The 25,145-nt window shown below is 66.0% G+C and carries 20 protein-coding genes; 13 read left to right on the top strand and 7 right to left on the bottom strand.

The features are described 5' to 3' along the window. The 3 genes from WAO18_RS16050 to trmB form a co-directional block, all read right to left on the bottom strand. Nucleotides 1–2,333 (bottom strand): MMPL family transporter (locus tag WAO18_RS16050; RefSeq protein ID WP_422207247.1); only part of this gene is annotated, 2,333 nt, incomplete at its 3' end. A 49-nt stretch (nt 2,334–2,382) separates the two neighbouring features. Next, nucleotides 2,383–3,075, bottom strand: a complete 693-nt coding sequence (locus tag WAO18_RS16045; protein WP_422207246.1) for an NYN domain-containing protein — start codon at nt 3,073–3,075, stop codon at nt 2,383–2,385. Beyond that, nucleotides 3,072–3,875, bottom strand: a complete 804-nt coding sequence (trmB, locus tag WAO18_RS16040; RefSeq protein ID WP_422207245.1) for a tRNA (guanosine(46)-N7)-methyltransferase TrmB — start codon at nt 3,873–3,875, stop codon at nt 3,072–3,074. The genes WAO18_RS16045 and trmB overlap by 4 nt, the downstream gene beginning before the upstream one ends. Before the next feature lie 294 nt (nt 3,876–4,169). Here trmB and WAO18_RS16035 point away from each other — a divergent pair, with 294 nt between their 5' ends. The 7 genes from WAO18_RS16035 to WAO18_RS16005 all read left to right on the top strand — a co-directional run bounded on the left by WAO18_RS16035 (nt 4,170) and on the right by WAO18_RS16005 (nt 14,464). Continuing rightward, nucleotides 4,170–5,042 carry a hypothetical protein gene (locus WAO18_RS16035; RefSeq protein ID WP_422207244.1) on the top strand — a complete coding sequence of 291 codons (873 nt, stop codon included), beginning with the start codon at nt 4,170–4,172 and terminating at the stop codon, nt 5,040–5,042. A 41-nt stretch (nt 5,043–5,083) separates the two neighbouring features. Further along, the gene (locus WAO18_RS16030) at nt 5,084–6,622 is read left to right on the top strand and encodes a hypothetical protein (RefSeq protein WP_422207249.1); all 1,539 of its coding nucleotides are present in this window, start codon (nt 5,084–5,086) and stop codon (nt 6,620–6,622) included. Between the two features lie 128 nt (nt 6,623–6,750). Further along, entirely contained in the window at nt 6,751–8,580 is a 1,830-nt protein-coding gene (locus WAO18_RS16025) for a phosphoenolpyruvate carboxykinase (GTP) (protein WP_422207243.1), read from the top strand. A 158-nt stretch (nt 8,581–8,738) separates the two neighbouring features. After that, nucleotides 8,739–10,019 (top strand): sodium:proton exchanger, encoded by a 1,281-nt coding sequence (locus WAO18_RS16020; RefSeq protein WP_422207242.1) that lies wholly within the window; start codon nt 8,739–8,741, stop codon nt 10,017–10,019. A 60-nt stretch (nt 10,020–10,079) separates the two neighbouring features. Next, nucleotides 10,080–11,609 (top strand): fatty-acid--CoA ligase FadD4, encoded by a 1,530-nt coding sequence (fadD4, locus tag WAO18_RS16015; protein WP_422207241.1) that lies wholly within the window; start codon nt 10,080–10,082, stop codon nt 11,607–11,609. Continuing rightward, on the top strand, nt 11,606–12,550 hold the full coding sequence (locus WAO18_RS16010; protein ID WP_422207240.1) for an enoyl-CoA hydratase/isomerase family protein: 945 nt from the start codon (nt 11,606–11,608) through the stop codon (nt 12,548–12,550). Before fadD4 ends, WAO18_RS16010 begins: the two co-directional genes overlap by 4 nt. A gap of 255 nt (nt 12,551–12,805) precedes the next feature. Further along, nucleotides 12,806–14,464 (top strand): PPE family protein, encoded by a 1,659-nt coding sequence (locus WAO18_RS16005; protein WP_422207239.1) that lies wholly within the window; start codon nt 12,806–12,808, stop codon nt 14,462–14,464. Nucleotides 14,465–14,587: 123 nt separating this feature from the next. Here WAO18_RS16005 and WAO18_RS16000 read toward each other — a convergent pair whose 3' ends face one another. Beyond that, on the bottom strand, nt 14,588–15,739 hold the full coding sequence (locus tag WAO18_RS16000; protein ID WP_422207238.1) for an acyl-CoA dehydrogenase family protein: 1,152 nt from the start codon (nt 15,737–15,739) through the stop codon (nt 14,588–14,590). A gap of 35 nt (nt 15,740–15,774) precedes the next feature. On the opposite strand from WAO18_RS16000, the gene WAO18_RS15995 reads away from it, so the two are divergent. From WAO18_RS15995 to WAO18_RS15970, 6 genes are all read left to right on the top strand, one after another. Further along, nucleotides 15,775–16,761 carry a MaoC family dehydratase gene (locus tag WAO18_RS15995; RefSeq protein ID WP_422207237.1) on the top strand — a complete coding sequence of 329 codons (987 nt, stop codon included), beginning with the start codon at nt 15,775–15,777 and terminating at the stop codon, nt 16,759–16,761. Between the two features lie 106 nt (nt 16,762–16,867). Further along, nucleotides 16,868–17,068 (top strand): ferredoxin, encoded by a 201-nt coding sequence (locus WAO18_RS15990; RefSeq protein ID WP_422207236.1) that lies wholly within the window; start codon nt 16,868–16,870, stop codon nt 17,066–17,068. An 11-nt stretch (nt 17,069–17,079) separates the two neighbouring features. Beyond that, nucleotides 17,080–18,459: an NAD(P)/FAD-dependent oxidoreductase gene (locus WAO18_RS15985; protein ID WP_422207235.1), complete on the top strand. Its 1,380-nt coding sequence runs from the start codon at nt 17,080–17,082 to the stop codon at nt 18,457–18,459. A gap of 13 nt (nt 18,460–18,472) precedes the next feature. After that, complete coding sequence (locus tag WAO18_RS15980) at nt 18,473–19,756, top strand: cytochrome P450 (RefSeq protein ID WP_422207234.1); 1,284 nt, start codon at nt 18,473–18,475, stop codon at nt 19,754–19,756. Between the two features lie 83 nt (nt 19,757–19,839). Then, nucleotides 19,840–21,030: a CoA transferase gene (locus WAO18_RS15975; RefSeq protein ID WP_422207233.1), complete on the top strand. Its 1,191-nt coding sequence runs from the start codon at nt 19,840–19,842 to the stop codon at nt 21,028–21,030. Further along, nucleotides 21,024–22,325 carry an amidohydrolase family protein gene (locus WAO18_RS15970; protein WP_422207232.1) on the top strand — a complete coding sequence of 434 codons (1,302 nt, stop codon included), beginning with the start codon at nt 21,024–21,026 and terminating at the stop codon, nt 22,323–22,325. Before WAO18_RS15975 ends, WAO18_RS15970 begins: the two co-directional genes overlap by 7 nt. 1 nt (nt 22,326) lies before the next feature. On the opposite strand, the gene WAO18_RS15965 is transcribed toward WAO18_RS15970, so the two are convergent. From WAO18_RS15965 to WAO18_RS15955, 3 genes are read right to left on the bottom strand one after another with little or no spacing between them, the layout of a single operon-like run. Continuing rightward, entirely contained in the window at nt 22,327–22,815 is a 489-nt protein-coding gene (locus WAO18_RS15965; RefSeq protein ID WP_422207231.1) for a hypothetical protein, read from the bottom strand. Nucleotides 22,816–22,844: 29 nt separating this feature from the next. Continuing rightward, nucleotides 22,845–24,005, bottom strand: a complete 1,161-nt coding sequence (locus tag WAO18_RS15960; RefSeq protein WP_422207230.1) for an acyl-CoA dehydrogenase family protein — start codon at nt 24,003–24,005, stop codon at nt 22,845–22,847. A gap of 3 nt (nt 24,006–24,008) precedes the next feature. After that, nucleotides 24,009–25,133, bottom strand: a complete 1,125-nt coding sequence (locus tag WAO18_RS15955) for an acyl-CoA dehydrogenase family protein (protein WP_422207248.1) — start codon at nt 25,131–25,133, stop codon at nt 24,009–24,011. Nucleotides 25,134–25,145 lie beyond the last annotated feature (12 nt).

Genomic DNA, 25,145 nt, shown 5'->3' with positions numbered 1-25,145 from the left:
GTGGACGCCGGTCGGGACGACCGCGTCCGCGGCGGCAACTTGCGCTCGTCGGGTAGGTGAATCTCACCGAGCCCCAGCCGGTTCTGCAGTCGTTTCATCCACATCGGCGCCCACCAGCAGTCGTCGCCGAGCAGTTTCATCACCGAGGGCACCAGGAACATCCGGACGACGGTGGCGTCCAACAGCAGTGCCGCCATCAGCCCGAACGCCAGGTACTTCATCATCACCAAATCGGAGAACACAAACGAACCGGCGACCACGGCGAGCACCAATGCGGCCGCGGTGATCAGGCGACCGGTGGTCGCGGTACCGATCCGGATGGCCTCGGCGGTGGACATGCCGCGCGCTCTGGCCTCCACCATCCGCGAGACCAGGAAGACCTCGTAGTCGGTGGCCAGGCCGAATCCCACGGCGACAACCAACGCGATCAGGACGACCATCAATGGTGTCGGCGTGAAATTCAGCCAGCTTGAGAGATGTCCGTCGACGAAGATCCAGGTCAGGATGCCCAGCGTGGAGCCCAAGGTCAACGCGCTCATCACCGCGGCCTTGATCGGCAGCACCACCGATCCGAACGCCAGGAACATCAGCAGCATCGTCGTGGTCAGCAGCACTACCAGCATCAGCGGTGCTTTGTCGAACAAGCTGTGGATGCTGTCCTGCTCCAGCGCGGGAACGCCACCAACCAGCACGGTCAGGCCCCGCGGGGGCGTGACCGATCGCAGCTCGGACAGCTTCTTCGCGGCGTCGCTCGCCTTCGCCAGACCGTTCTGGATCACCCGAACCGAGTCGTCCTTGGGGTGGCTTGCATTCTGTCCCGAGACGCACGGGTTGCCCTCGATCGTGGGGCAGGCCCGTTCCTGCCAGGTGGTGTCGGTGAACCCGGTGATCGACGCGGCGTCATTACGAATCTCGGCGACTTGCTGATCGGTGATTTTGCTGTGGTTGTCGCTCTTTATCACCAACGTCAGTTGGTTGGTGCGATAGCCGGGGAAGAGTTTGTCGAAGTTCTCCTGCGCTAGACGTACCGAGTTGTCCGGCGGCAGATACTTCTCGCTCATCCCGCCGAAGGAGAGGTTGTGCAGTGGGATGACCAGCGCGATCATCCCGATGACGATGGGAATGGCGAACACCAGCGGCCGCTTCATGACGACGTTGACCAGCTTGCCCCAGAATCCGGCCTCCACCTCTTCGCGGGTTTTGGTCTTCTGCAGCCGATCGGCCAGCCAGTTCAGGTAGGCCCGCGACGGCTTCCAGTTCGCCAGGAAAGGTATCCGGAACAGGGTCCGCACGCCGAGCGCGTCGACGTGGGTGCCGAGGACTGCCAGGCAGGCCGGCAGCAGCGTGATCGACAGCACCGCAGCCAGCGTGACCGAGATGATTACCGCGTAGGTCAGCGATTTGACGAAGCCCTGCGGCAACAAAAAGAGGCTGGCCGCCGACGCGGCGATCAGGACAGCCGAGAACACGACCGTGCGACCGGCTGTCATCACCGTTCGGCGTACTGCGGCCTCGGTGTCGTACCCCTCGGCGATCTCCTCACGGAAACGACTCACCACGAACAGCCCGTAGTCGATGGCAATACCGAAACCCATCATGGACACGACTGGTTGAGCGAAGAAACTCAAGGGCCCGAACATCGTGATGAATCGCAAGATGCCGAGCGAACCGGCGATACTCAGGCCGCCCACCATCACCGGCAGCGAGGCTGCGATCACACCGCCGAACACCAGGAAAAGCACCACCGCTACCAGCGGCAGCGCCAGCACTTCCATGCGCTTCTGGTCAGTTGCGATGGTGCCGGTCAATGCGTTGGCGATCGGCTCCAGGCCGGCGAGTTGGACCTTGCCGCCGTTGAGCTTCTGCAGATCCGGCTCGATGACCTTGTAATTGGTCAGAATCGTGTCGTCGTCGTTGCCCTTGAGGGGGATGCTGACGAACGTGTGCTTACCGTCTTCGCTGGCCATGCCCTTGATGACGGAGTCGGTGCTGGTCGGTGCGGCCAGCCAGCCGGCCCAGCCGACCACCTGATCCGGGTGGTCTTTCTTGAAAGCGTTGAGCTCGTCGACGATCTTGTGCTGCCACGCTGGGTCGTTGAGCGACTTGGGTGCGGTGAAGGTCGCGACGATGTGGCTGGTGCGGTCGCGCCCGTAGGTGTTGTCGCCGAGTACCGATGCCTTGACTGACTGGCTGCCGTCGTCGTAGAACCCACTCTGTGTGACGTGCTTGCCGAGGCTGATCCCGAAGATGCCGCCGAGCAGGCTCAGCGCCACCATCACGCCGATCACGATGAACCGGTAGCGATATACAGTTCGTCCCCACCAGGCGAACACGTAAGCTCCTTACTGGATCTGCAACGACCCGCGCATAAGTTTTGAGTTGTCAGACACGCGAGGTCAGCAACGAGGACAGTGGCCGGAACGGTTGTAGCCACGCCCCCTTCTCAGGCAGCGAATCGAGTCCGATCCGCGGCAGCGGCTCCCGGAAAACACCCGCGATGTCCTCCAGGTCGACAAACTCCAAGGTATCCGACGCTAGCGCCCAACTAGCATGTTCGCGAAATCCGAGCACTTGAACGGGTATCCCGTCGCGAGAGATTTCCTCCAGCGGAATTCGGAAGGCCTGACCATCGGCGGACGCCACCATCAGCGCCGCCAGGCCCTGCTGCGACCGCTGCGCGATGTGCGCGAGCATGTCGCTGTCGACGTCGCTGTCCTCGTCGAGCTTGGGCTTGGCGAAGACGGCGAAGCCGACATTGCGCAATGCATCGACCCACGGTCGGACCACGTCGGCGCTGCCCGACGCGATGTTGGTGAACACGGTGGCCTCCGGCTCGGCCGACACGTCGTCCCGGTTGGCGGCGACTTCGGCCGTCCGGCTCAACAGCCAGCGGCCCAGCGCGTCGAAGCGGGGCCGTTCCGTCGCGGTCGGACGACGACCCAGGATGGATCCCAGGCCCATGTCCAGGTTTGGCGCATCCCAGACCAGAAGTACCTGCCGCGCCGTCGGCGCTCCTCCGGCGATGGGGTCGCCGGTCAGCACCGGGGCGCTGGTTGTTTCTTCAGTGAGGCTCATGGGCGGGTCCCCTCGGCGCGGCGCTCCCATAAAAATTCGGCGACGGCACTGCCGGCATCCTGGGCCTTACCCTCGTACTTCGTGACGGGGCGGACGATGGAGATCGGCGTATCGGCGCGGGCATCCAGCCTGGCCAACCTGGGTTCGGCGTCGCCGACCGCGGCGATCTGCTCGGCGTAGCCGGCATGGTCGGTAGCGGCGTGCAGCACTCCGCCGGGACGCAGCCGGTCAGCGATCATGGTCACCGTTGCGGGCTGCAACAGCCGGCGCTTGTGGTGACGGGCTTTCGGCCACGGGTCTGGGAAGAACACCCGCACCCCACTCAGGGAGCCGGGCGCAATCAACTGGTCCAACACGTCGACGGCGTCGCCGCGGATCAGCCGGATATTGGTGACACCTTCGCGGTCGATAGCGGAGAGCAGCTGGGCCAGGCCGCGGCGATACACCTCCACCGCGACCACGTCGACGTCTGGCTCGGACTGCGCCATCGCCAGTGTGGAAGTTCCTGTGCCACAGCCGATTTCAAGAACGAGTGGCGCGTCGCGACCGAACCAGGCGTGCGTGTCCAGCGGTTCGGCCGGGGCTTCGGGGTCGTGTCGTGGCGTGGCGACGTAGCCGAGTTCGGGCCACAGCCTCTCCCAGGTTCGGTGCTGAGCGGACGACAACTGAGAGCGCCGCGAGCGGAAATTGGTGTTGCGGCGATAACCGCTCAGACGCGCGGCAGGCGGGATCGGGGCAGACGTGGGCGGTGAGGCCGCGTCCACCGAGGGCTGCGCGCGCATCCGTTCATCGTTACCCATGAATCCATCATGGTGCTGCCCGCGGTGCAGATTGATACCCAACAGTTGCCTTTGGCTGGTATGTGGTGACTCGCTTCGGGGCCGTGCAAATGTCACCATTCGACCGATATACCCGTGGTGCTGCGCAGCAAACGGCAGCTGCTCGGCCACAATGGGTCGTTAGCAGCAACTGCAAGGCGAATTATGAGCGGATAGGGGCATCCGATTTTCGTCGAAGAGCTGGAGCAGTTTGCGGCCGCGGTTTCGGACCCGCGCTGCGCCGCGATTGCCAGGCGGCTGGCCACCCCGTTGCGGGTGGCGGTAGCGGGCCGCAACGGCGTCGGCCGCCGCACAGTTGCGCACGCTCTGACGCTGGCCGGTGAGCTGCGCGGGACGATCGCCCTGACCACCTCGTCGGCCGCCGACCTGGACGTCTACGTGCTCGCTGAAGTGGCTAAGCCCGAGGACCTCGACGCGCTGTCCACAGCCCGGCGGCCGATGCTCGCGGTCCTGAACAAGGCAGATCTGATCGCGACGACTGCATCCGGCTGCCACCCGCACGGACCGACGAATGCGGCGAGGGCCCGGTGTGCGCAGCTGTCCGTCCACGCCGGCACGCCGATCGAGCCTTTGGTGGGGATCCTCGCGCTCGACGACCTGCTCGATGACGGCGTGTGGGCAGGCCTGCAGACGCTGGCCGGTGGGCACCCAGTGGACGCGAATGTGCGCCGTCGGCTGATCGGCGCGCTCGACGAGTTCGGTGTCGCGCAGGCGACGGTCGCGATTCGCCGCGGAGCCACCCGCGCCGCCGTCGATGCCTTGCTTCGGAGTCTGAGCTGTATTGACGAGGTCGCCGACAAGATCGAGGCGCTCGGTGCGCAGGTGCGCTACCAGCGTGTACTTGATGCAGTCGCCGAACTGGAGACGCTAGCCGTCACCGACCAGCGGATCAGCGCGTTCCTGACCCGCGACGACACGGTGGTCGCCCGGATGATGGCCGCGGTGGACGTCGTCGAGGCGATCGGCATCGAGGTCGATCGCGGCGACACCGCTGATGTGCATTTGCGCCGTGCGGTGCACTGGCAGCGCTACCGGCGCGGACCGGTCACCGGTGCCCATCGCGCCTGCGGCGCCGACATCGTCAGGGGCTCGCTCCGGCTGTGGACGAAGGTCGGAGGGGCGGTGTGACCAAGAAGCCAAGCAACGACACGGTTGCCGAGGTGGATGCGATGGTCGCCGCGATCGGGCCCCGACTCGACGCGCCGAGCATCAACCGGCTCGACGTCGTGCTGGTCACCGGGCCGTGGCTGGCCGGCGTGACCGGCGTCGTAGCCGCGCTGACCGAACGGCTGCCCGACCAGAAGTTCGTCGAGTCGACGGACCTGCAGCCCGGCGAAGCGCCGACGGCGGTGGTGTTCGTGGTCTCGGCGGCCGCCTCGTTGACCGAGTCCGACTGTGCACTGCTCGACGCGTCGACGGCTGAGACCGACGCGGTGATCGGGGCGGTGTCCAAGATCGACGTCCACCGCAACTGGGAAGAGGTCCTGGCCAGCGACCGTGAGGTACTGACATCCCACGCCGCGCGCTATCGCGACGTGCCGTGGGTCGGGGTGGCCGCGGCGCCCGAATCCGGTGAACCACGGATCGACGACCTTGCCACCGCGGTATCCGATCGACTTGCCGACACGGACCTTCCGCGCCGAAACAGGTTGCGGGCGTGGAACTCCCGGCTCCAGACCGTCGTCGACAGACACGATCGCGACGCCGATGGCGCGGGCCGGCGGGCCCGGGTCGAGGCGTTGCGGGACGAGCGCAGCGCGATTCTGCGGCAGCGGCGGCTGTCCAAGTCCGAGCGGACGATCGCGCTGCGCAGCCAAACCCAGCAGGCGCGGGTTCAGCTGTCCTACTTCGCACGCAACCGCTGCGCCTCGGTCCGCTCCGAGCTGCAGGAAGATGCCGCGAGCCTGACCAGGGCCAAGCTGGGTGAGTTCGAGTCCTATGCGGGCGTTCGCCTCAACGAGGTGATTGCCGAGGTCGACAGCGGCACCACCACGCATCTGTCCGACATGGCGCAGGGGTTGGGCCTCCCCTTCGACGCGCGGGCCTCGGGCCCGCTCCCGACGATCGACCTGCCGGCGCCGCAGCTGAAGTCGCGCAAGCTGGAGACCCGGCTGATGATGCTGGTGGGCGCCGGCTTCGGGTTAGGGGTGGCGCTGACGCTCAGTCGGCTGCTGGCCGACCTCACGCCCGGCCTCACGCTGGCCGGAGCCGTCGCATGTGCAGCGATAGGCCTGGCGCTCACGGTCTGGGTGATCAACACCCGCGGGCTGCTACGCGACCGCGGACTGCTCGACCGTTGGGCCGGCGAGGCGACCGCGCTACTGCAGTCCGCCGTCGAGCAACTGGTGGCGACTCGGGTGGTCGCGGCGGAGTCGTCGCTCACCGCCGCGCTGGGCGAGCAGGACGAGGGCGAGAGCACCCGGGTCGCCGAGCAGGTCAGCGTCATCGACACCGAGCTGCGCGAGCACTCCGTCGTCGGCGCGCGCGCCGCCGCACTGCGTGGTCGGGAGATGCCGACCCTGCTGGCCGCCCTCGAGGCGGTTCGGGCGGCGCTCGGCGAGGGCGCAGAGCCCGAGCAGCCCGAGGATGACGCCGGCACCGCGTCCGACGACGTGGGCGTCCCGTCCGAGGAGTCGGTGCCCGCTGATGGTGGCGATGAGGGAATTGACGAAAGTTCACCGGCAGACACCGCAGACAACGCGTTCTGAATCGTTCCTGTGAGTTAACCAATACACCCTCGGCTTTTTATGGGTATCCACCTCGGGATAACCTGTGTTGAGGCCGCCGCGCAAAACCAGCCGCGCAACACGTGCAAAAGCGAGTGCAGGAGATTTTGATGACTTCAGCGACCGTTCCTGGTCTGGATACCGCCCCGACGAACCACCAAGGACTGCTGTCCTGGGTCGAGGAGGTCGCCGAGCTGACCCAGCCGGACCGGGTGGTCTTCGCGGATGGCTCCGACGAGGAGTGGCAGCGGCTCGCCGACCAACTGGTGGAGGCCGGCACCTTCACGAAGCTCAACGAGAAGAAGCACAAGAACTCCTACCTGGCGCTGTCGGACCCGTCCGACGTGGCGCGGGTCGAGTCGCGGACCTTCATCTGCTCGGAGCGCGAGGTCGACGCGGGCCCGACCAACAACTGGAAGCCGCCCGCCGAGATGCGGGCCACCATGACCGAGCTGTACCGCGGCTGCATGCGCGGACGCACCATGTGGGTCGTCCCGTTCTGCATGGGCCCGCTCGGAGCCGAGGACCCCAAGCTCGGCGTGGAGATCACCGACTCCGAGTACGTCGTCGCCTCGATGAAGGTGATGACACGAATGGGCAAGGCCGCATTGGAAAAGCTTGGCGATGACGGCTTTTTCGTGAAGGCGTTGCACTCGATCGGCGCTCCGCTGGAGCCAGGGCAAAAAGACGTGCCGTGGCCGTGCAACGACACGAAATACATCACACACTTTCCCGAGACCCGGGAAATCTGGAGCTTCGGATCCGGCTACGGCGGAAATGCGTTGCTGGGAAAGAAATGCTATTCATTGCGGATCGCCTCGGCGATGGCCCATGACGAGGGCTGGCTCGCCGAGCACATGCTGATCCTCAAGCTGATCTCGCCGGAGAACAAGGCGTACTACTTCGCCGCTGCCTTTCCCTCGGCCTGTGGCAAGACCAACCTGGCGATGCTGCAGCCGACGATTCCGGGCTGGCGCGCCGAGACCCTCGGTGACGACATCGCCTGGATGCGGTTCGGCAAGGACGGCCGGCTCTACGCGGTCAACCCGGAATTCGGTTTCTTCGGCGTCGCACCCGGCACGAACTGGGACTCCAATCCCAACGCCATGAAGACCATCGCGGCGGGCAACACCGTCTTCACCAACGTCGCACTCACCGATGACGGTGACGTGTGGTGGGAAGGCCTGGAGGGCGAGCCGGATCACCTGATCGACTGGAAGGGCAACGACTGGCTCCTCCGCGAGACGGAAACCAAAGCCGCGCATCCGAACTCGCGTTACTGCACCCCGATGTCACAGTGCCCGATCCTGGCGCCGGAGTGGGACGACCCGCAGGGCGTGCCGATCTCGGGCATCCTGTTCGGTGCTCGTCGCAAGACCACCGTGCCGTTGGTGACCGAGGCCCGCGACTGGCAGCACGGCGTGTTCATGGGAGCCACGATGGGCAGCGAGCAGACTGCCGCGGCCGAGGGCAAGGTCGGCGCCGTGCGCCGCGACCCGATGGCCATGCTGCCGTTCCTCGGCTACAACGTCGGCGACTACTTCCAGCACTGGATCGACCTCGGTAAGAACTCTGACGAGTCCAAGCTGCCGAAGGTGTTCTTCGTCAACTGGTTCCGGCGTGGCGAGGGCGGCAAGTTCCTCTGGCCGGGCTTCGGTGAGAACAGCCGGGTGCTCAAGTGGATCGTCGACCGCATCGAACACCAGGCGGGTGGCCAGGAGACCCCGATCGGCGTCGTTCCCACCTCCGATGACCTCGACTTGACCAACCTCGATGTCGACGCCTCCGACGTGAACCGCGCGCTGGCGGTCAACGCCGACGAGTGGCGCCAGGAGCTCCCGCTGATCGAGGAGTGGTTCGAGTTCGTCGGCGACAAGCTGCCCACCGGTGTCCGGGACGAGTTCGAGGCGCTCAAGCAGCGTCTGGCCGAGTCCGACTAAGCACCCCCGCGGCTGCTGCAGGGTAGCCACATACGAAAGATCGGTCAGCCGAATTCTCGATTGCGACCTTGCTGACCAGCAAATTTGATTCGTAGGCCGCATCCGTTCAGTAGCCAGGCTATGTTGCTGGATAGATGCTCGGCGGGTACCTTGGCGACGTGACGATCATCGCGTGCCCTGTAACGGAGTCAGGTGCACCGTCGGGGACGTTATTCCGTTCGCTCGCGATCGTCAGCGTTGTCATTTGCCCCGCTTTGGTGCTGCGCATCCTTGGTGTCCACCTCGAGCCCGTTCTGGGTCTACTCGTCTTCGGTGGCGCCGTCGTGGGTGCCAGCTTTGTGTTGGCCTGGGCCGCGGAAGCCGCTCAGATTGACGTGTCCGGCAGCCTCGCGGTGGCCGTGCTGGCCGTCATCGCCGTGCTGCCCGAGTACGCCGTCGACCTGTACTACGCGTACACCGCCGGCCACGTGCCTGCCTACACGCAGTACGCGGCCGCGAACATGACCGGCTCGAATCGGCTGCTGATGGGTCTGGGGTGGCCGGTCGTCGTTCTGGTCAGTGTGCTGGTGGCGCGCCGGGCGACCGGCCGCAGAGTCGGCGGACTGGATCTCGATGCCAGTAACCGGGTGGAGATCGGTTTCCTGATGATCGCCGGGGTGGTCGCCTTCCTCATCCCGGTTACCGGCGGCATCCACATCGCCTTCGGCGTGGCTCTGCTGGGCTGGTTCGGCTTCTACCTGTACAAGCTGAGCCGCGGCGAGGTCGAGGAGCCCGAGTTGGTCGGCACTGCGGCGGCGCTGGGCGCACTGCCCGACCGGGTGCGCCGGGCCGCGGTGTCCGGGCTGTTCATTTTCGCGGCCGCGGTGATCGTGACCTGCGCAAAACCGTTCGCCGACAACTTGATTAGCGCCGGCACCCAGCTGGGTATCGACCGCTTCCTGTTGGTGCAGTGGCTGGCCCCGCTCGCATCGGAGGCCCCGGAGTTCATCATCGCGACCATCTTCGCGGCCCGGGGCAAGGGTGGCGCCGCAATCTCGACGCTGGTCTCGGCGAAGGTCAACCAGTGGACCTTGCTCATCGGGTCGCTGCCGGTGGCGTTCATGCTCGGCGGAGGAAGTGCCTCGATGCATCTGGACAGCCGCCAAATCGAGGAGATCGTGTTGACCGCCGCGCAGACGTTGATGGGTGTGACGCTGTTGCTCGGCTTGCGGTTCCAGCGCTGGGCCGCCTGGCTGCTACTCGGTTTGTTCGTCGTGCAGTTCCCGCTCACCTCGACCGAAGGGCGCTTGGCCATCAGCGCGGTGTATGCGGTGGTGGCTGTTGTTGCGGTGGTGAGCAATCGCCGCCAACTGCTGCCGACGCTGTCCGCGCCGTTCGCCGGTCAGGCCAAGCGGCACGGTGGTCACCCGCACCGGCCCGCGCCGGTGCACGAGGGGTAGGTCCACAGCCGATCACGCCCTCTTGACAGCTGTCAATTTTTGCGGCGGTAAAGTCTGCCCATGCAGATTCGCCAGCACACCTCCGGCCAAGGTGGAGGCAACAAACCCGCCATCATTCTTCACCCGTCCGGCACGGTGATCACGTTCGACGAACTGGAAGCCCGGGCCAATCGGTTGGCGCACTACTTCCGGCGGGCCGGCCTGGTTGAAGGCGACGCGGTCGCGATCCTGATGGAGAACAACGAGCACATCCACGTGGTGATGTGGGCGGCGCGGCGGGCCGGGCTGTACTACGTGCCGATCAACACGCACCTGACCGCACCGGAAGCGGCCTACATCATCGACAACAGCGCCGCCAAGGCGATCATCGGTTCGGCCGCGCTGCGCAAGACCTGCGAGAACCTCGCCGAGCACCTTCCGGGCGGCCTGCCGGAACTGCTGCTGATCGCCGATGATGACCTCGACGGCTGGCAGTGTTACCCCGAATGTGTTGCCGATCAACCGGATACGCCGATCGACGACGAAATCGAAGGCGACCTGCTGCAGTACTCCTCGGGGACCACCGGCCGGCCCAAAGGAATCAAACGGGAGCTACCGCACGTCTCGCCCGCCGAGGCCCCGGGCATGATGTCGGCCCTGGTCGGATTCTGGATGCACCCGGACGCGGTCTATCTCAGTCCGGCGCCGCTGTATCACACCGCGCCGTCAGTGTGGTCGATGACCGTGCAGGCCGGCGGCATCACCACGGTCGTGATGGAGAAGTTCGATCCCGAAGGCTGCCTGGACGCCATCCAGCGCCACCGGGTGACGCACGGCCAATTCGTGCCCGTCATGTTCACCCGAATGCTGAAACTACCTGAGGCAAAGCGTAATTCGTTCGATTTGTCCAGCCTGGAACGGGTCATGCACGCGGCGGCCCCGTGCCCGGTGGAGATCAAGAAACAGATGATCGACTGGTGGGGGCCGATCGTCGACGAGTACTACGCCTCCTCGGAAGCCATCGGATCGACGTTGATCAGCGCCGACGAGTGGCTGGCCCACCCCGGCTCGGTCGGCAAGCCGATGATGTGCCAACTCCACATCCTCGACGAGGACGGCAACGAATTGCCGCCCGGAGAACCAGGCGAAATCTATTTCGAGGGAGGCTTTTCCTTCGAATACCTCAACGACTCGGAGAAGACGGCGGCCGCGCATGACAAGCACGGCTGGACCACGGTGGGCGACGTCGGCTATGTCGACGAGGACGGCTACCTGTTCCTCACCGACCGTCGACACCACATGATCATCTCCGGTGGCGTCAACATCTATCCGCAGGAAGCCGAGAACCTGCTCGTCACCCATCCAAAGGTGCTTGACGCGGCGGTGTTTGGCATTCCCGACGACGAGATGGGCCAAAGCGTCAAAGCGGCGGTGCAAACTGTCGATCCGGCGGACGCGACCGATGAGTTCGCGGGTGATCTGGTCACCTGGCTGCGTGAGCGGTTGGCGCATTACAAGTGTCCGCGGTCGATCTCGTTCGAAGTACAGCTGCCGCGCACCGATACCGGAAAAATGTTCAAACACGAACTGGTCAAGAAGTATTCGGTGTGACTCTGCGCGTCGTCGGGGTGTCGGAGCCGGCCTCCGACGTCGACACCGCGTTCTGCGGCGCCCCGGTGGTGGCCGTCGGGTCGTTGGCGGGCGCAGCTGAATTTTGGTTGCAGCACGCGACATTCACCCTCACCGAGGATGAGACCGGCGACCGCAGGGCGGTCACCGTCGCATCGATCGATGCGGCGCTGGACGAGCTGACGGCGCGGGCCGAGAAGTGGCCGATCGCCGTGGCGACTTGCGATGACGTGCTGCGCTCGGTGGATCCGGCTGGGCCGGCGCTGTCCGGAGTGATGACCGAGTCGCTGGCCTACTCCACATTGCAGGCCGGCCCGGAGTTCGCCCGCTGGCTGGCCGAACGCGGCCCGGCCGCAATGCCTGACATCGCTGATCCGGTGCAAGCCCACCGCGACGGCGAGACGTTGCACATCGCGTTCAACCGCCCGCAGCGCCACAACGCGTTCTCCACCGACGCCCGCGCCGCGCTGTTGGAGGCATTGGCTGTGGCGCAACTCGATCCGTCGGTGGACGAGGTGGTGCTGACCGGCAATGGGCCGTCGTTCTGCAGCGGGGGCGACCTCGCCGAGTTCGGCACGTTCGCCGACCCGGCCAGCGCGCATCTGGCCCGCACCCGGCACAGCCCGGCGCTGGCGCTCGACGCGGTGACCGCTCGGCTTGGGGCGGCGTGCCGCGCCGAAGTGCATGGCCAAGTATTGGGCAGTGGATTGGAGATGGCCGCCTTCTGTGGCCGGATTGTGGCCGCGCCGGATTCGGTGTTCGGGCTGCCCGAGCTGAGCCTCGGGCTGATTCCCGGCGCCGGCGGTACCGTCAGCGTTAGCCGAAGGATAGGACGTTGGCGCACAGCGTATTTGGTGCTGAGCGGTCGCAGCATTGATGCCGATACTGCGCTGGCGTGGGGCCTGGTGGATGTGAAAACCTAGCGGGCACTTCCGGTTCGGCGTGGCACATCTTCCGTCGGGTGAACAGCCGGTTCATCGGATCACGGCATTCCGGAGACCTACAAGTTAGCTAACGCTATGCTAACTTGCGAGGTTTAACTCAGCGTCAGCGAGGGACGATACGGGCGTGGGCAACTGGGACGCCGGCACTATTGCAGCTCGGGCCGGGGAGGGCGAGTCGGGCACCAGTGGTGCGATCGGCGAGGCGGCGTCGTCATATCTGGTTGGCTGCGGATTATGACGGCGCCCATCTGGATGGCCGCGCCGCCGGAGGTGCATTCGGCGTTGCTGAGCAGTGGTCCTGGGCCGGGGTCTTTGCTGGCGGCGGCGGGGGCGTGGAACACGTTGAGCGCTGAATACGCGTCGGTGGCCCAGGAACTCTCCGCGGTGTTGGCCGACGTGCAAGCGGGGGCATGGGAGGGGCCGAGCGCGGAGTCCTATGTGGCCGCGCATTTGCCCTATCTGGCGTGGTTGATGCAGGCCAGCGACATCAGTGCCGCAGCGGCCGCCCAGCATGAGACCGCGGCTGCCGCCCACACCGCCGCGCTAGCGGCGATGCCGACCCTGCCCGAGCTGGCCACCAACCACATGGTCCACGGCGTGCTGGTTGCGACCAATTTCTTCGGAATTAACACGATCCCGCTTGCACTCAACGAGGTTGACTACGTGCGGATGTGGATACAGGCCGCCAGCACGATGAGCGCCTATGAAGCGACCTCCAGCACCGCGGTGGCGTCGACGCCACAAATCACCCCGGCCCCGGCGGTGGTAAAACCGCTGTCGACGTGGAGCGACTCCTGGGGCGGCGCCAGTCACCAAGTCGGACAGCTCGTCCAAGACGCGTCCACGCTGAACCTGTCCAACCTGCAGGCGTCGTTGGTAAACGTGATCCAGAACTTCAGCATCGCGGCCTTCTTGCAGGATCCGGTGGGGTACATCCAGCAGATCGTCGAGACGTTCCTGGCGCAGTTCCCCTTTTTGTCGCACCTATATTTTGGGTTCGGCTTCGACCACGTCTTTGAATTCCTGGCGCATCCTGTGGTGTACGTGGAGAACATAATCAACAAGTTCTTGGCGGATCCGTGGGTGTACCTGGCTAATCCGTTCTTGCTGGTCCTGAGCCCGGACGATTTTGCAGCCATCGGTTACAGCCTAATTTCGCCGCTCATCCCCGTGGTTGCCCCCGTCGGGGTATTGGGCGGCTTAGCGGGGCTGGCCGGGGTGAGCGAGCTGGCCGGCCTGCCTCAACCCGCTGTTTTGCCGGCGCTGGCACCGGTCGTGGCTGCGCCCAGCCTGTTGCCGCAGGTCGCCGGGTTGGCCCCGACTGTTCTTACGTCCTTCGGCTCCCCTGGCATGGCCCCGGCGCCTGCTCCCGCGGCCATGGCGAGCACTGTCGCTGGTTCCGCGCCGCCGCCGCCAACACCGCCGCCCGCGGCCGCGGGCGGGGCGGGATTTGTGCCGCCCTACGCGGTGGGGCCGCCAAGTATCGGGTTCGGCTCGAAGTTGAGCACAAGGGTTGGCTCCAGCGCCAAAGGGAAGGCGCCGCAATCAGATACGGCGGCTGCGGCGGCCGCGGCGGTCGCACGGGAGCACGCGCGGGCGCGGCGGCGACGGCCCGCGAAACAGCGTGGCTACGGCGACGAGTTTATGAATATGGATGTCGAGGTCGCCCCGGACTGGGGCGCGCCGCGGGGCCCGGAGCGAGTAGCGGCGACGGTGGCCGCGGATCGTGGTGCGGGAACCCTCGGGTTTGCCGGGACGGTGTCGAAAGATGGCGCCGAGGCGACGGGGTTGACCACGCTTTCCGACGATGAGTTCTGCGGGGGACCGCGAATGCCGATGCTGCCGGGCAGCTGGGATCCCGAAGCGCCCCCGGGGGAACGGGAAGGCAGCTGAGTGTGCGTGTGGCAACTGGTGCACGGGGGTTAGTCGAAGCGGTGCGTTAAACACGTCGAGTGGTGAAGTAATCCACGTGATATGAGAACTGTGTCTTAACTGGCCACTCGGCGAGGCAGGCGCCTATATCCCGCCGCGGGACACCAGCTGCGCGGCGATGACGTTGCGCTGAATCTCGTTGGTGCCCTCGCCGACAATCATCAGCGGGGCATCGCGGAAGTACCGCTCGACGTCGTATTCGGTGGAATACCCGTACCCGCCGTGGATCCGCACGGCGTTGAGCGCGATCTCCATTGCCACCTCAGAGGCGAACAGCTTGGCCATCCCGGCCTCCATGTCGCAGCGCTCGCCGCTGTCGTAACGCTCGGCGGCGTAGCGGGTGAGCTGGCGGGCGGCGGTGAGCTTGGTCGCCATCTCGGCCAAGTAGTTACCGACCGACTGGTGCTTCCAGATCGGCTGACCGAAGCTCTCCCGCTGCTGCGCGTAGGCCAGCGCGTCGTCGAGGGCTGCGGTCGCCACGCCCAAGGCGCGTGACGCCACTTGAATGCGGCCTGTCTCAAGGCCTTTCATCATCTGCGAAAAGCCTTTGCCCGCAGCGCCACCCAGGATTGCCGAGTGCGGCACCCGATAGTCGTCGAAGGACAGCTCGCAGGTCTCGACGCCCTTGTAGCCCAGCTTGGGCAGGTCGCGCGACACCGTGAGCCCCGGCCCGTGCTCGACGAGCAGCACCGAGATGCCGGTGTGCCGAGGCTGGGCGGCCGGGTCGGTCTTGCATAGCAACGCGATCAGCCCGGAGCGGCGTGCATTGGAAATCCACGTCTTGGCGCCATTGACGACGAGTACAGCGTCATCGGCGCCATCCGGCGCTGCGGTGGTCGACATGTTCTGCAGGTCGCTGCCACCGCCCGGTTCGGTGAGCGCCATCGTCGCGCGCAGCTCACCGGTGGCCATCGGCGGCAGGTAGCGCTGCTTCTGCTCCTCGGTGCCGAAAAGGGTCAGCAGCTTGGCCACCACCGTGTGGCCGCCCATCGCACCGGCCAGGCTCATCCAGCCGCGGGCCAACTCCTGGGTGACCAGCACGTAGCACGGCATCGACACCGGAGTGCCGCCGTACTCCTCGGGCACCGCCAGCCCGTAGATGCCGATCCGCTTCATCTGCTCGACCCACGCTTCGGGATACTCGTTGGCATGCTCGACTTCGCGCACGGTCGGCCTGACCTCTTTATCGACGAACTCGCGCACCGTCGCGACCAACATCGCCTCGTCGTCGTTCATGGGCCCATGTTGGCATGCCTCGGCGGAGGGCCTCGATGACAGTCGGCCCGTACTTCGATCAGGTCCACACCGGTCAGGTCTTCACCGGCGCACCGTCGATGACACTGACCCCCGGGTTGGCCGCTGTGCACCAGAGCATCCTCGGCGACCGGTTGCGGCTGCCGCTGGACGCCGAGTTGTCCGCCGCGGTTACCAGGCTGCCCGCGCCGCTGGCCCACCCGGGACTGGTCTGCGACGTCGCGATAGGCCAGTCGACGCTGGCCACCCAGCACGTCAAAGCCAACTTGTTCTACCGCGGCCTGACGTTCTTCCGCTTCCCGGCCATCGGCGACACCTTGTTCACCCGCACCGAGGTCGTCGGGCTCAAGAAGAACTCCGCGAAGCCGGGGCGGGCGCCCACCGGGCTGATGGCGCTGCGGATCACCACCATCGACCAGGCAGACCGGCTGATCCTGGACTTCTACCGCTGCGCGATGCTGCCGCTGAGCCCCGGCGCCGACCCCGAGGGCTGCAACCACGCCGACGACCTGTCGAAGGTCGGTGCCGATCTGGCTCCGCCACCCTCGGCTGCCGCCGATTGGAATGGCGAGGTTTTTCGCGAGCGGGTCACCGGGCCGCACTTCGACGCCGGTCTGGCCGGATCGGTGTTGCACAGTAGTGCCGACGTGGTCACCAGTGCTCCAGAGCTAGCCCGTCTTACCCTGAATATCGCTGGCGTGCATCATGATTCGCGTTTAGGTGGGCGTCGCCTGGTTTACGGCGGCCACACCATCGGGCTGGCGCTGGCACAGGCCAGCAAGCTGTTGCCGAACCTGGCGACCGTGTTGGGCTGGCAGTCCTGCGACCACACCGGTCCGGTGTATGAGGGCGACACTTTGTACAGCGAGTTGCACATCGACTCCGCCGAGCCGACCGACGGGGGTGGGTTACTGGGTCTGCGATCGCTGGTCTACGCATTCAGCGACGCCGCCGACGAGCCACGGCAAGTCTTGGACTGGCGTTTCACCGCGCTGCAGTTTTAAGCCGCCAACCGGGTGCCGAAAAGGTTTCGCGATCATCGTGATTGGCTTAGCAGCCGGATGTACGCTGCGCAGCATTGGGTCTTCAGCCACGAGGATCGAGGCCGCCATGAGGATCGTTGTCGACCTGAACCGCTGCCTGGGGTATGCGCAGTGCGTGCCCCTTGCTCCTGAGGTGCTCAAGCTCAACGGCGAGGAAGCCCTCACCTACGACCCCAATCCGGATGACAGTCAGCGAGTGCAGGTGTTGCGCGCCGCGGCGTCCTGCCCGGTGCAGGCGATCATCGTCGAGCCGCTCGACACCGAATAGCGCCAACGCCGATGAACCCGAATGGCTTCAAAGAAAAGGGCCGCATCGTCATCGTCGGCGCTTCACTCGCCGGGCTACGTGCCGCTGAAGCGTTGCGGGAAGAGGGATTTCGCGGGCAGCTCACGATCATCGGCGACGAGCCGGACGAACCCTACGATCGCCCACCGCTGTCCAAACAGGTCCTCAAGGGATGGGTGGCTGCCGACCACACCAAGCTGCCGCGCCTGCGCCGGGTGGATGCCGAGTGGCGTCTGGGTGTGCCGGCGGCGGAGCTGGATCGCGCCAATCGGCTGATACGGCTGGCTGACGGCAGCGAGGTTCCCGGCGACCGGCTCCTGATCGCCACCGGGGTGCGGGCCCGGCGATGGCCCAACGCGGAGGAGGCCGCGCTGGCGGGTGTTCATACGCTGCGCACGCGTGCCGATGCCGCGCGGCTGCAGGCGGCGTTGGCTGGGGCTCCCCGGCGGGTGCTGATCATCGGTTCCGGATTCATCGGTTCGGAAGCGGCCTCGGTGTGCCGCGAGCTCGGTTTAGAGGTCACGGTTACTGAACGTGGCCCGGCCCCGCTGTCCGGGGCGCTCGGCGGGTTGATCGGCGCGATCGCCGCGGAAATGCAACGCGCCGCCGGGGTAGACCTGCGTACCGGTGTCTCGGTGCTGGCACTGGAGGGCGACACGGCCGGGCACGTGCGTCGTGCGCGACTCTCCGATGGCAGCACGCTCGACGTCGATGTGGTGGTGACGTCGTTGGGTTCGATCCGCAACGTCGAGTGGCTCGAGGGCTGCGGGCTGGCGGCCGGATTCTGGGGGGTGGGGTGTGACGCCGGGTGCCGCGCGTTCGACATCAACGGGGTGATCACCACCAACGTCTTCGTCGCCGGCGACATCGCCCGCGCCCCGCATGTGCTCTACGACTACCAGTTCCTGGCGATGGAACACTGGGACAACGCCGTGCTGGGCGCCCGGGTCGCCGCGCACAATATGGTCTGCCAGGAGGTGGATCGTTGGCCGCATCTGCTGATCCCGCAGTTTTGGTCTGGTCAGTTCGGTGTGAACATCAAATCCGTTGGTGTGCCGTCGTTTGGCAATGAGATCGTCTTCACCCAGGGTTCGGTGAAGCAGCGCCGGTTCGCCGCGGCCTACGGTCGGCGTGGCCGGATCGTCGGCGCGGTTACCTTCAACCACGGCAAGTGGATCGAGCACTACCGGCGCGAGATCGCGCGGTCCGGACCGTTTCCGCCGCAGCCGCCGGGTTTTGATTTTCCCGAGGACATGCGGGTGATGCCCGCCGATTTCCCGGCGCGCGGCGAGCTGACCGAGGCGCCGGATGTGGTGCTGACGGGACATGCCCCCAGCGAACGCCACGCCGAGTTCCGGCCAAAGCAGCGATGAGCAGGAGCGGCGCATGACACCGGAAGAAGCGTTTGACGCCGCGATGCGGTATGAAAACCGCGCCAATCCCTATCCCTACTTTGATGAGCTGCGCAAAACACCGGTTGTGCGGGTGACCAACGGCATCTATGCCGTCACCGGATACGACGAGCTCATCGCGCTGGCCCATGACCCCCGGGTGAGTTCTGACCGTCGCTATGCTCGCTCGCCGGTCACGGTCGATCGGCACGCTGCCGACGCATCCGTGATGGAGATGATTCAGGCCTACGACCAAGACCCGAGCTTTATCGCCTCGGATCCGCCGGACCATGACCGGGCGCGCCGGCAGTGCATGCGGTTTTTCGGCCCACCGCATTCGCCGGACGTGATCCCCAGCCAGGAGCCGCTGTGTCAGCGGATCGTCAACGAGCTGCTCGACAGGGGCGCTGAAAAGAACCGCATGGACGTAGTCGACGAATTCGCTTATCCGTTGCCGGTCAACGTGATCTGCCGGATCATCGGCGTGCCGATCGAGGACGAGCCGCAGTTTCACGCTTGGGTCGGCGACATCGCGGCCGGCCTCTTCGATCTGGGCCCCGACATCGCCACCGAGGAGGGCCAGACCCGCCGGGCCAAAGGTGTAACGGCCAACATCGCCTTCAAGAAATACATCATCGGCCTGGTCGAGAAGGCCGGGAAATCGCCTGGCCCCGGGATGATTTCACAGTTGGTCCACGATGACGGACCGGATGGGCGAATGTCGCCGAGCGCGATCGTGAACAACACTGTGCTGCTATTTGTCGCCGGTCATGATTCGACGGCCAATCTGATTTCGCACTGCGTGCTTACCGTCTTGCGCAACCCCGGATCGATCGAGTTGTTGCGCAGCCGGCCTGGATTGATTCCCGGCGCCATCGAAGAGGTGCTGCGGCTGCAGTCGTCGGTGCAATTCTTCCCGACTCGGTCGGCGTTGGCGGACCTCGAGATTGCCGGCACGACGATCCCCCGGGGATCACCGATCTATCTGATTTACGCTGCGGCCAATCGAGATCCGCGGCGCTTCCCAGATCCCGACAGGTTCGACCCGCAACGCGCGGATAACGAGCATGTGGGCTGGGGACGCGGCATTCACGTCTGCTTCGGCGGCCCGCTGGCCCGGCTGGAGGTCAACACTGCGTTCGAGGCGTTTCTGCGCCGGGTGGAAAACCCGCGGCTAGTCGCGGATCCGCCGCCTTACCGCATCAGCCAGGTATTCCGCGGACCGCGGCATCTACTGATCGATTACGACGGCATCCGACCTCGTGACGAGCAGTCATAGAATCCTGTCAGTCCGTCCCATGCGTTTCGCTCCACGAACTCTGCAAGCCAGTTCGGTGCCGAACATCCCGGGTCGCACGCACAATGGGAAACGTGAGTAGGACATCGGACTGGGCGGCTAGCGGGCTGGCATATTTGACCGGCCCGTCCGACGGTGCACCTGACTTCTCGCGCGCCGCTGTGCTCGCTGAAGCCCGTCGGATGACCACCGATATCGGTGGACTTCTCGGCGTCGAAGTCGACGCCGCCACGACGCTGGCCGGGCGGGCAGCGATCCTGAACCTTCACCGCCGCGGTCGCATCTCGGCCGGCGGCGCGACCAGATTACTGCCCACCGCCGACGGGTGGTGCGCGGTCGCGTTGCCGCGCGACGACGACGTCGCGGCACTACCGGCGCTGATGGAGGTAGACCGGGTTACCGGCGATCCCTGGACGGAGCTATCCCGCTGGGCTGCAATGCATTCAACGACGCACGTAGTCGCTCGCGCTCAGCTGCTCGACATCGCGGTCGCGGGGTTGGGCGAAGCTGCGCCAGAACCACCGACCGTTCGGCTCAGCAGCGCCAGGGGTGCGCCGCGGCGGGCCAGTGGGCTACTGGTGGCGGACTTGTCGTCGTTGTGGGCTGGACCGCTGTGCGGTCAGCTGCTCGCTCGTGCCGGCGCCGTAGTCGTCAAGGTGGAAAGTCCCAGGCGACCGGACGGCACCCGGTGTGGAGAGCCCGCCTTTTTCAACTGGATGAATGCCGGAAAGCTCTCATATTCCGTCGATTTCGACGTCGACGGTGATGCCGTACGCCGGCTGCTCAGCGTTGCCGACATTGTGATCGAGGGCTCCCGCCCGGCGGCGCTGCGACGGCGTGGATTCAGCGCCGAGGGCCTGTTCGATCGGACGGGTCGAATCTGGTTGAGCATCAGGGGTTATCGCGACCAGCCGGACCGACCGGCATTCGGTGACGACGCCGCGGTTGCAGGGGGTCTGATCGGTGGTGGCGCCGACGAGCCGGTATTCCTCGGCGACGCAATCGCGGATCCGCTCAGCGGTCTGGAGGCGGCTCGCGCGGTGGGGGAGTCGCTGCGTCGCGGCGGAGGCGAGGTGATCGAGGTATCGATGGCTCAAGTGGCCGCTCGATACGCGGCACTCCCGCAGTCCACGGACTCGGAAGCGCCAGCCGACCGGACCGGACCGCCGCCAGCTGCTCCACCGGCAGCGCCGCTGGGAGCCGACAACGCGGAAGTAGAGCATCTCGTAGCCGAGAGGCTTTGCGCAACATGCTGATTCAGCGATCGGTAACGTTGGATGGTGAGGCCGTCGACGTTCGGGTGAGCGACCGCATCGTTGAGGTGGCCGAGACGTTGACGCCACGGCCCGGTGAGGCCCTGCTGGACGCGGCAGGCGGGACCATGTTACCCGGCCTGCACGACCACCACGTGCACCTGTATTCCGCGGCGGCCGCCGCGACCTCGATTCGGGTCGGTCCGCCGCAGGTTCACGATCGCGACGGCCTGACTGCCGCGCTGGCGAACGCCGCGGCCGGCGATGACGGCTGGATCCGTGCCGTGGGCTACCACGACTCGGTCGCTGGACCGCTGGATCGCGATGCGCTCGACGACGTGGTTCCTGCCGTGCCGCTACGGGTTCAGCATCGCAGCGGAGTCCTGTGGATCCTCAACTCGGTCGGCCTGGAACGCGTCGGCCTGGGCGATCATTCCGACGGCAGGCTGCACAGCACCGACTCCTGGGCTGATGCCTTGGGGCGCAGTGAATCCAATCTGGTCGATCTCAGTCAACGGCTCATCCGCCACGGCGTTACCGGAATCACCGATGCGACACCGGATCTCGCGATCGCCGACATCGTCCGATTGTCGGCCCTGCACCGCCACGGCGAACTGCGCCAGCATGTGCACTGTCTGGCGCCGGGTAAAAGAATCCTGCACGACGACGACCTGGATCTCGAGCAGCTCGCCGGTTGGATTACCGAGCGGCACAACTACGGTGGTCCGGTCGCCATTCACTGCGTCACCGCCGCTCAGCTATTGGTGACCATCGCGGCGCTGCGTGAAACCGGGTGTCATCCCGGCGACCGCATCGAGCACGCGGCGGTCGTACCCGCGGATTGTCTGGCCGACGTGGCCGACCTCGGGGTGACCGTGGTGACCCAACCCAATTTCGTTGCCGAGCGGGGTGATCAGTACCTCGACGAGGTTCCCGCCGCCGAACACGACCAACTTTGGCGGGTCGCGTCGTTGCTCGATGCGGGCGTGCCGGTGGCACTGTCCACCGATATGCCCTTCGGCGAAGGTGACCCGTGGGCGACGATGCGCGCCGCGGTGCACCGCACCGCACCCAGTGGAGCCGTGCTCGGCATCGATGAACGTGTCTCGGCCCGAACCGCATTGACGATGTTCCTGGGCCGGCCCGAACAGCCCACCCAACCCCGTTCCGTCGCACCCGGAGAGCCGGGCGATCTGTGCGTGCTGAACGTTCCGCCCGAAACAGCGCTGGCCGAGCTGGACGCCGGGATGGTTGCGGCGACCATCATCGGCGGGCAATTAATCTACGCAGCAGGGTGAATCAGGAGATATCGCCGACGAGGTAACGCTGCAACGTCGGTGCGACCGCGTCGACCAGCGTGTCGACATCCATGGACTGGATCGGCTCGACACGCACCACGTAGCGCATGATGCCCACTCCGACCACTTGCGATGAACAGAGCGCGGCGCGGAACGTTATCTGGTCGGCGCCGAGCGCCTTGAGTAGTGGGTCGAAGACCGGGCCGATGAACAGCCCCTGCGCGACGTCGACCGTTTTTGCCAGCCCCGCCGTGGCGATCGCGCCGGCGGCGAACGGACCACCACCGGTGGCATCCCAAGTGGTGATCAGCATGTGCAGCGTTCGTCGACCGGCCTGGTTCACCCCGCCACGGATGACCCGGTCGATGAAGTCCGGCGTGCGAAAAGGAAGACGCAGCTTGCGTGCCACCGGGTCAAGAATCCCGCGAAACGGGATTTCGGGAGGGGCCACGCTGTCAGGATGGGCGTAGCGCCGGCAAAACTCAAGCATCGGTTCGGGCGCGTCGCAGCGCGCCCGAATCAGTGCGGCAGCTCGCGGAACGGCGTGTTGCGGTACGGCTCAGGCTCTTTCGGCAGGCCCAGCACCCGTTCGCCGACGATGTTGCGCTGGATCTGGTCGGTGCCACCGCCGATCGAGGTGAAGTAGGCGTTCAAAGTGCGGAACGTCACCGCGTCGCCGATGGGATTGTCCGGTCCGGTCAACATCGCTTCGGCACCGACGATTTCGGTTTCAACGCGTGCCGTCTCGTGCAGGATCCGTGACATCGCGATCTTGCCGAGCGCCATGAGTGTGGCCGCCTCCACGCGGTCGGTCGCGGCCTTCGACCGCTTGGTGTTCCAACGGTTGACCGTGGCCAGCGCGTCGACGCGGGCGATCTGCTGACGAATGTAGGGGTCGTCGAGCCGACCGGCTTCGCGCGCCAATTCGACAAGGAGATGAGCTTTCTCGTCTCGGGGGCGCTTGTCTTCCTTGGCGGTGCGGGCTATGTCCGCCATGAACCGGCGCTCGTAACCGAGTGCGGTCTGCAGCACTGACCACCCGGCGTTCAGCTCGCCGACCAAGTTCTCGGCCGGCACCCGGGCGTCTTCGATGAAGACCTCGTTGAACTCCGATTCGCCGGTGATCTGGTGGATCGGCCGGACCTCGACGCCCGGCTGGTGCATCGGCAGCATGAAGAAGCTGATGCCCTGGTGCTTCGGCACATCCCAGTCGGTTCGCGCCACCAACATGCCGTAGTCGGCGGTCTTCGCGAACGACGTCCACACCTTCTGCCCGTTGATCACCCACTCGTCGCCATCGCGCACGGCCCGAGTGCGCAGGCCGGCGAGATCCGACCCCGCGCCGGGCTCGCTGTAGAGCAGGCACCATTTGCTCTCGCCGCGGATGGACGGCGGAATCAGCCGTCGCTTTTGCTCCTCGGTTCCCACGTCGTGCAGCGTGCAGGCGAAGAGGTTCCCGCGGTCGTGGCCGCAGCCGGGTGCACCCACGGCAGCGAATTCGGCTGCAATGAGCCGGGATTGGGCGTCCGATACACCGCGGCCATAGCACTCTGGTTCCCAGCTGGGGACGGTCCATCCGGCCTCGAAGACCGTGTGGGCCCAGGCTGCGCGATCGATACCGGGATTCCAGTTGTCCGCCAACCACTTCCGAACCTCGTCGCGCAGTTCGTCGTCAGTCACGGCTCAGGCTCCGATCTGCTGCAGGTAGCGTTCGCGGTGCCAGGATGGGCTGCCCAGCAACTGGGCGTCGCTGCGGGCCCGCCGCAGATACAGGTGCGCCGGATGCTCCCAGGTGAATCCGATGCCGCCGTGCACCTGGATGTTGGTCGCCGCGATGAACACGAAGGCGTCCGAGCAATACGCTTGTGCCAGAGCAAGATCTGCGACGCGCGAGGGTGAATTGTCGGCGAACGAGCCGGCGACGAAGCGGGCCGCCGACACTGTGGATTCGGCCTCCAGCAGCATGTCGGCGCACATGTGCTTGACGGCCTGGAAACTGCCGATCGCCCGACCGAACTGGTAGCGGGTCTTGGCGTACTCGGTCGCCATCTCGACCGCCCGCCGCGCGGCGCCGGCCTGCTCGCTGACCAGGGCCAGTGCCGCACGGTCCAGCGCCGCACTGAACACCTCGACGCCGGCGCCCGGCCGGCCGACCAAACGCGCTGGGGTATCGACGAATTGCAGCCGGCATTGTTTGCGCGTCGGGTCGACCGTGGTCAGCGGCGTCACGGCCAGACCGGGAGCACCGGCATCGACCGCGAACACGGCGGGACCGGAGTCGGTCGCGGCCAGCACGTACAACAGTTCTGCCGACTGCCCGTCGAGCACGAAATGCTTGTACCCGGTGACGTGCCACTTGTCGCCGATTTGACCTGCGGACGTGGCTATCGTGGCCGGCAACCGGGCGGAGCCGTCTTCGGCGAAGGTGACGGTCGCGATTAGTTCGCCTGCCGCGATCCGGGGCAATACCGCGCCCCGCTCGGCTGCGTCGCCGGTCGCGGCCAGCAGGCTGGGCACCAGCACCGCGGTCGACAGGAACGGGCCGACTAGCAGCGTTCGGCCCATCTCTTCCATCGCGATACCCATTTCCACCGGGCCCGCGCCGGCGCCGCCATACTGCTCGTCGATCAGCAGTCCGGTCAGACCCATGGCCGCCAGTTCATGCCACACGGTGGCGTCAAAACCCGTGTCGCTCGCCATCTGCGTGCGCACTTGGGCCTCGCTGGAGTGACGCGCCATCAGGTCGGCGACCGCGCTGCGCAGCGCCCGCTGTTCGTCGGTCACCAAGAATGGTGCGCCGGTAGGCATCAACTTGTAGTG

It is taken from the genome of Mycobacterium sp. (assembly GCF_049278535.1).
Taxonomy (GTDB): domain Bacteria; phylum Actinomycetota; class Actinomycetes; order Mycobacteriales; family Mycobacteriaceae; genus Mycobacterium.
The sequence above is the reverse complement of the archived record's forward strand: the minus strand, read 5'-3'. Positions and strand labels throughout refer to the sequence as shown.

Excerpts from the sequence above, each read along its gene's own strand:
- WAO18_RS16045 (WP_422207246.1), bottom strand. The coding sequence starts at position 3,075 with ATGAGCCTCACTGAAGAAACAACCAGCGCCCCGGTGCTGACCGGCGAC.
- WAO18_RS15995 (WP_422207237.1), top strand. The coding sequence starts at position 15,775 with ATGACAGTCGGCCCGTACTTCGATCAGGTCCACACCGGTCAGGTCTTC.
- WAO18_RS15980 (WP_422207234.1), top strand. The coding sequence starts at position 18,473 with ATGACACCGGAAGAAGCGTTTGACGCCGCGATGCGGTATGAAAACCGC.
- WAO18_RS15975 (WP_422207233.1), top strand. The coding sequence starts at position 19,840 with ATGGGAAACGTGAGTAGGACATCGGACTGGGCGGCTAGCGGGCTGGCA.
- WAO18_RS15985 (WP_422207235.1), top strand. The coding sequence starts at position 17,080 with ATGAACCCGAATGGCTTCAAAGAAAAGGGCCGCATCGTCATCGTCGGC.
- trmB (WP_422207245.1), bottom strand. The coding sequence starts at position 3,875 with ATGGGTAACGATGAACGGATGCGCGCGCAGCCCTCGGTGGACGCGGCC.
- WAO18_RS16030 (WP_422207249.1), top strand. The coding sequence starts at position 5,084 with ATGGTCGCCGCGATCGGGCCCCGACTCGACGCGCCGAGCATCAACCGG.
- WAO18_RS15965 (WP_422207231.1), bottom strand. The coding sequence starts at position 22,815 with ATGCTTGAGTTTTGCCGGCGCTACGCCCATCCTGACAGCGTGGCCCCT.
- WAO18_RS15955 (WP_422207248.1), bottom strand. The coding sequence starts at position 25,133 with ATGCCTACCGGCGCACCATTCTTGGTGACCGACGAACAGCGGGCGCTG.
- WAO18_RS16025 (WP_422207243.1), top strand. The coding sequence starts at position 6,751 with ATGACTTCAGCGACCGTTCCTGGTCTGGATACCGCCCCGACGAACCAC.
- WAO18_RS16000 (WP_422207238.1), bottom strand. The coding sequence starts at position 15,739 with ATGAACGACGACGAGGCGATGTTGGTCGCGACGGTGCGCGAGTTCGTC.
- WAO18_RS15990 (WP_422207236.1), top strand. The coding sequence starts at position 16,868 with ATGAGGATCGTTGTCGACCTGAACCGCTGCCTGGGGTATGCGCAGTGC.
- fadD4 (WP_422207241.1), top strand. The coding sequence starts at position 10,080 with ATGCAGATTCGCCAGCACACCTCCGGCCAAGGTGGAGGCAACAAACCC.
- WAO18_RS16005 (WP_422207239.1), top strand. The coding sequence starts at position 12,806 with ATGACGGCGCCCATCTGGATGGCCGCGCCGCCGGAGGTGCATTCGGCG.
- WAO18_RS15970 (WP_422207232.1), top strand. The coding sequence starts at position 21,024 with ATGCTGATTCAGCGATCGGTAACGTTGGATGGTGAGGCCGTCGACGTT.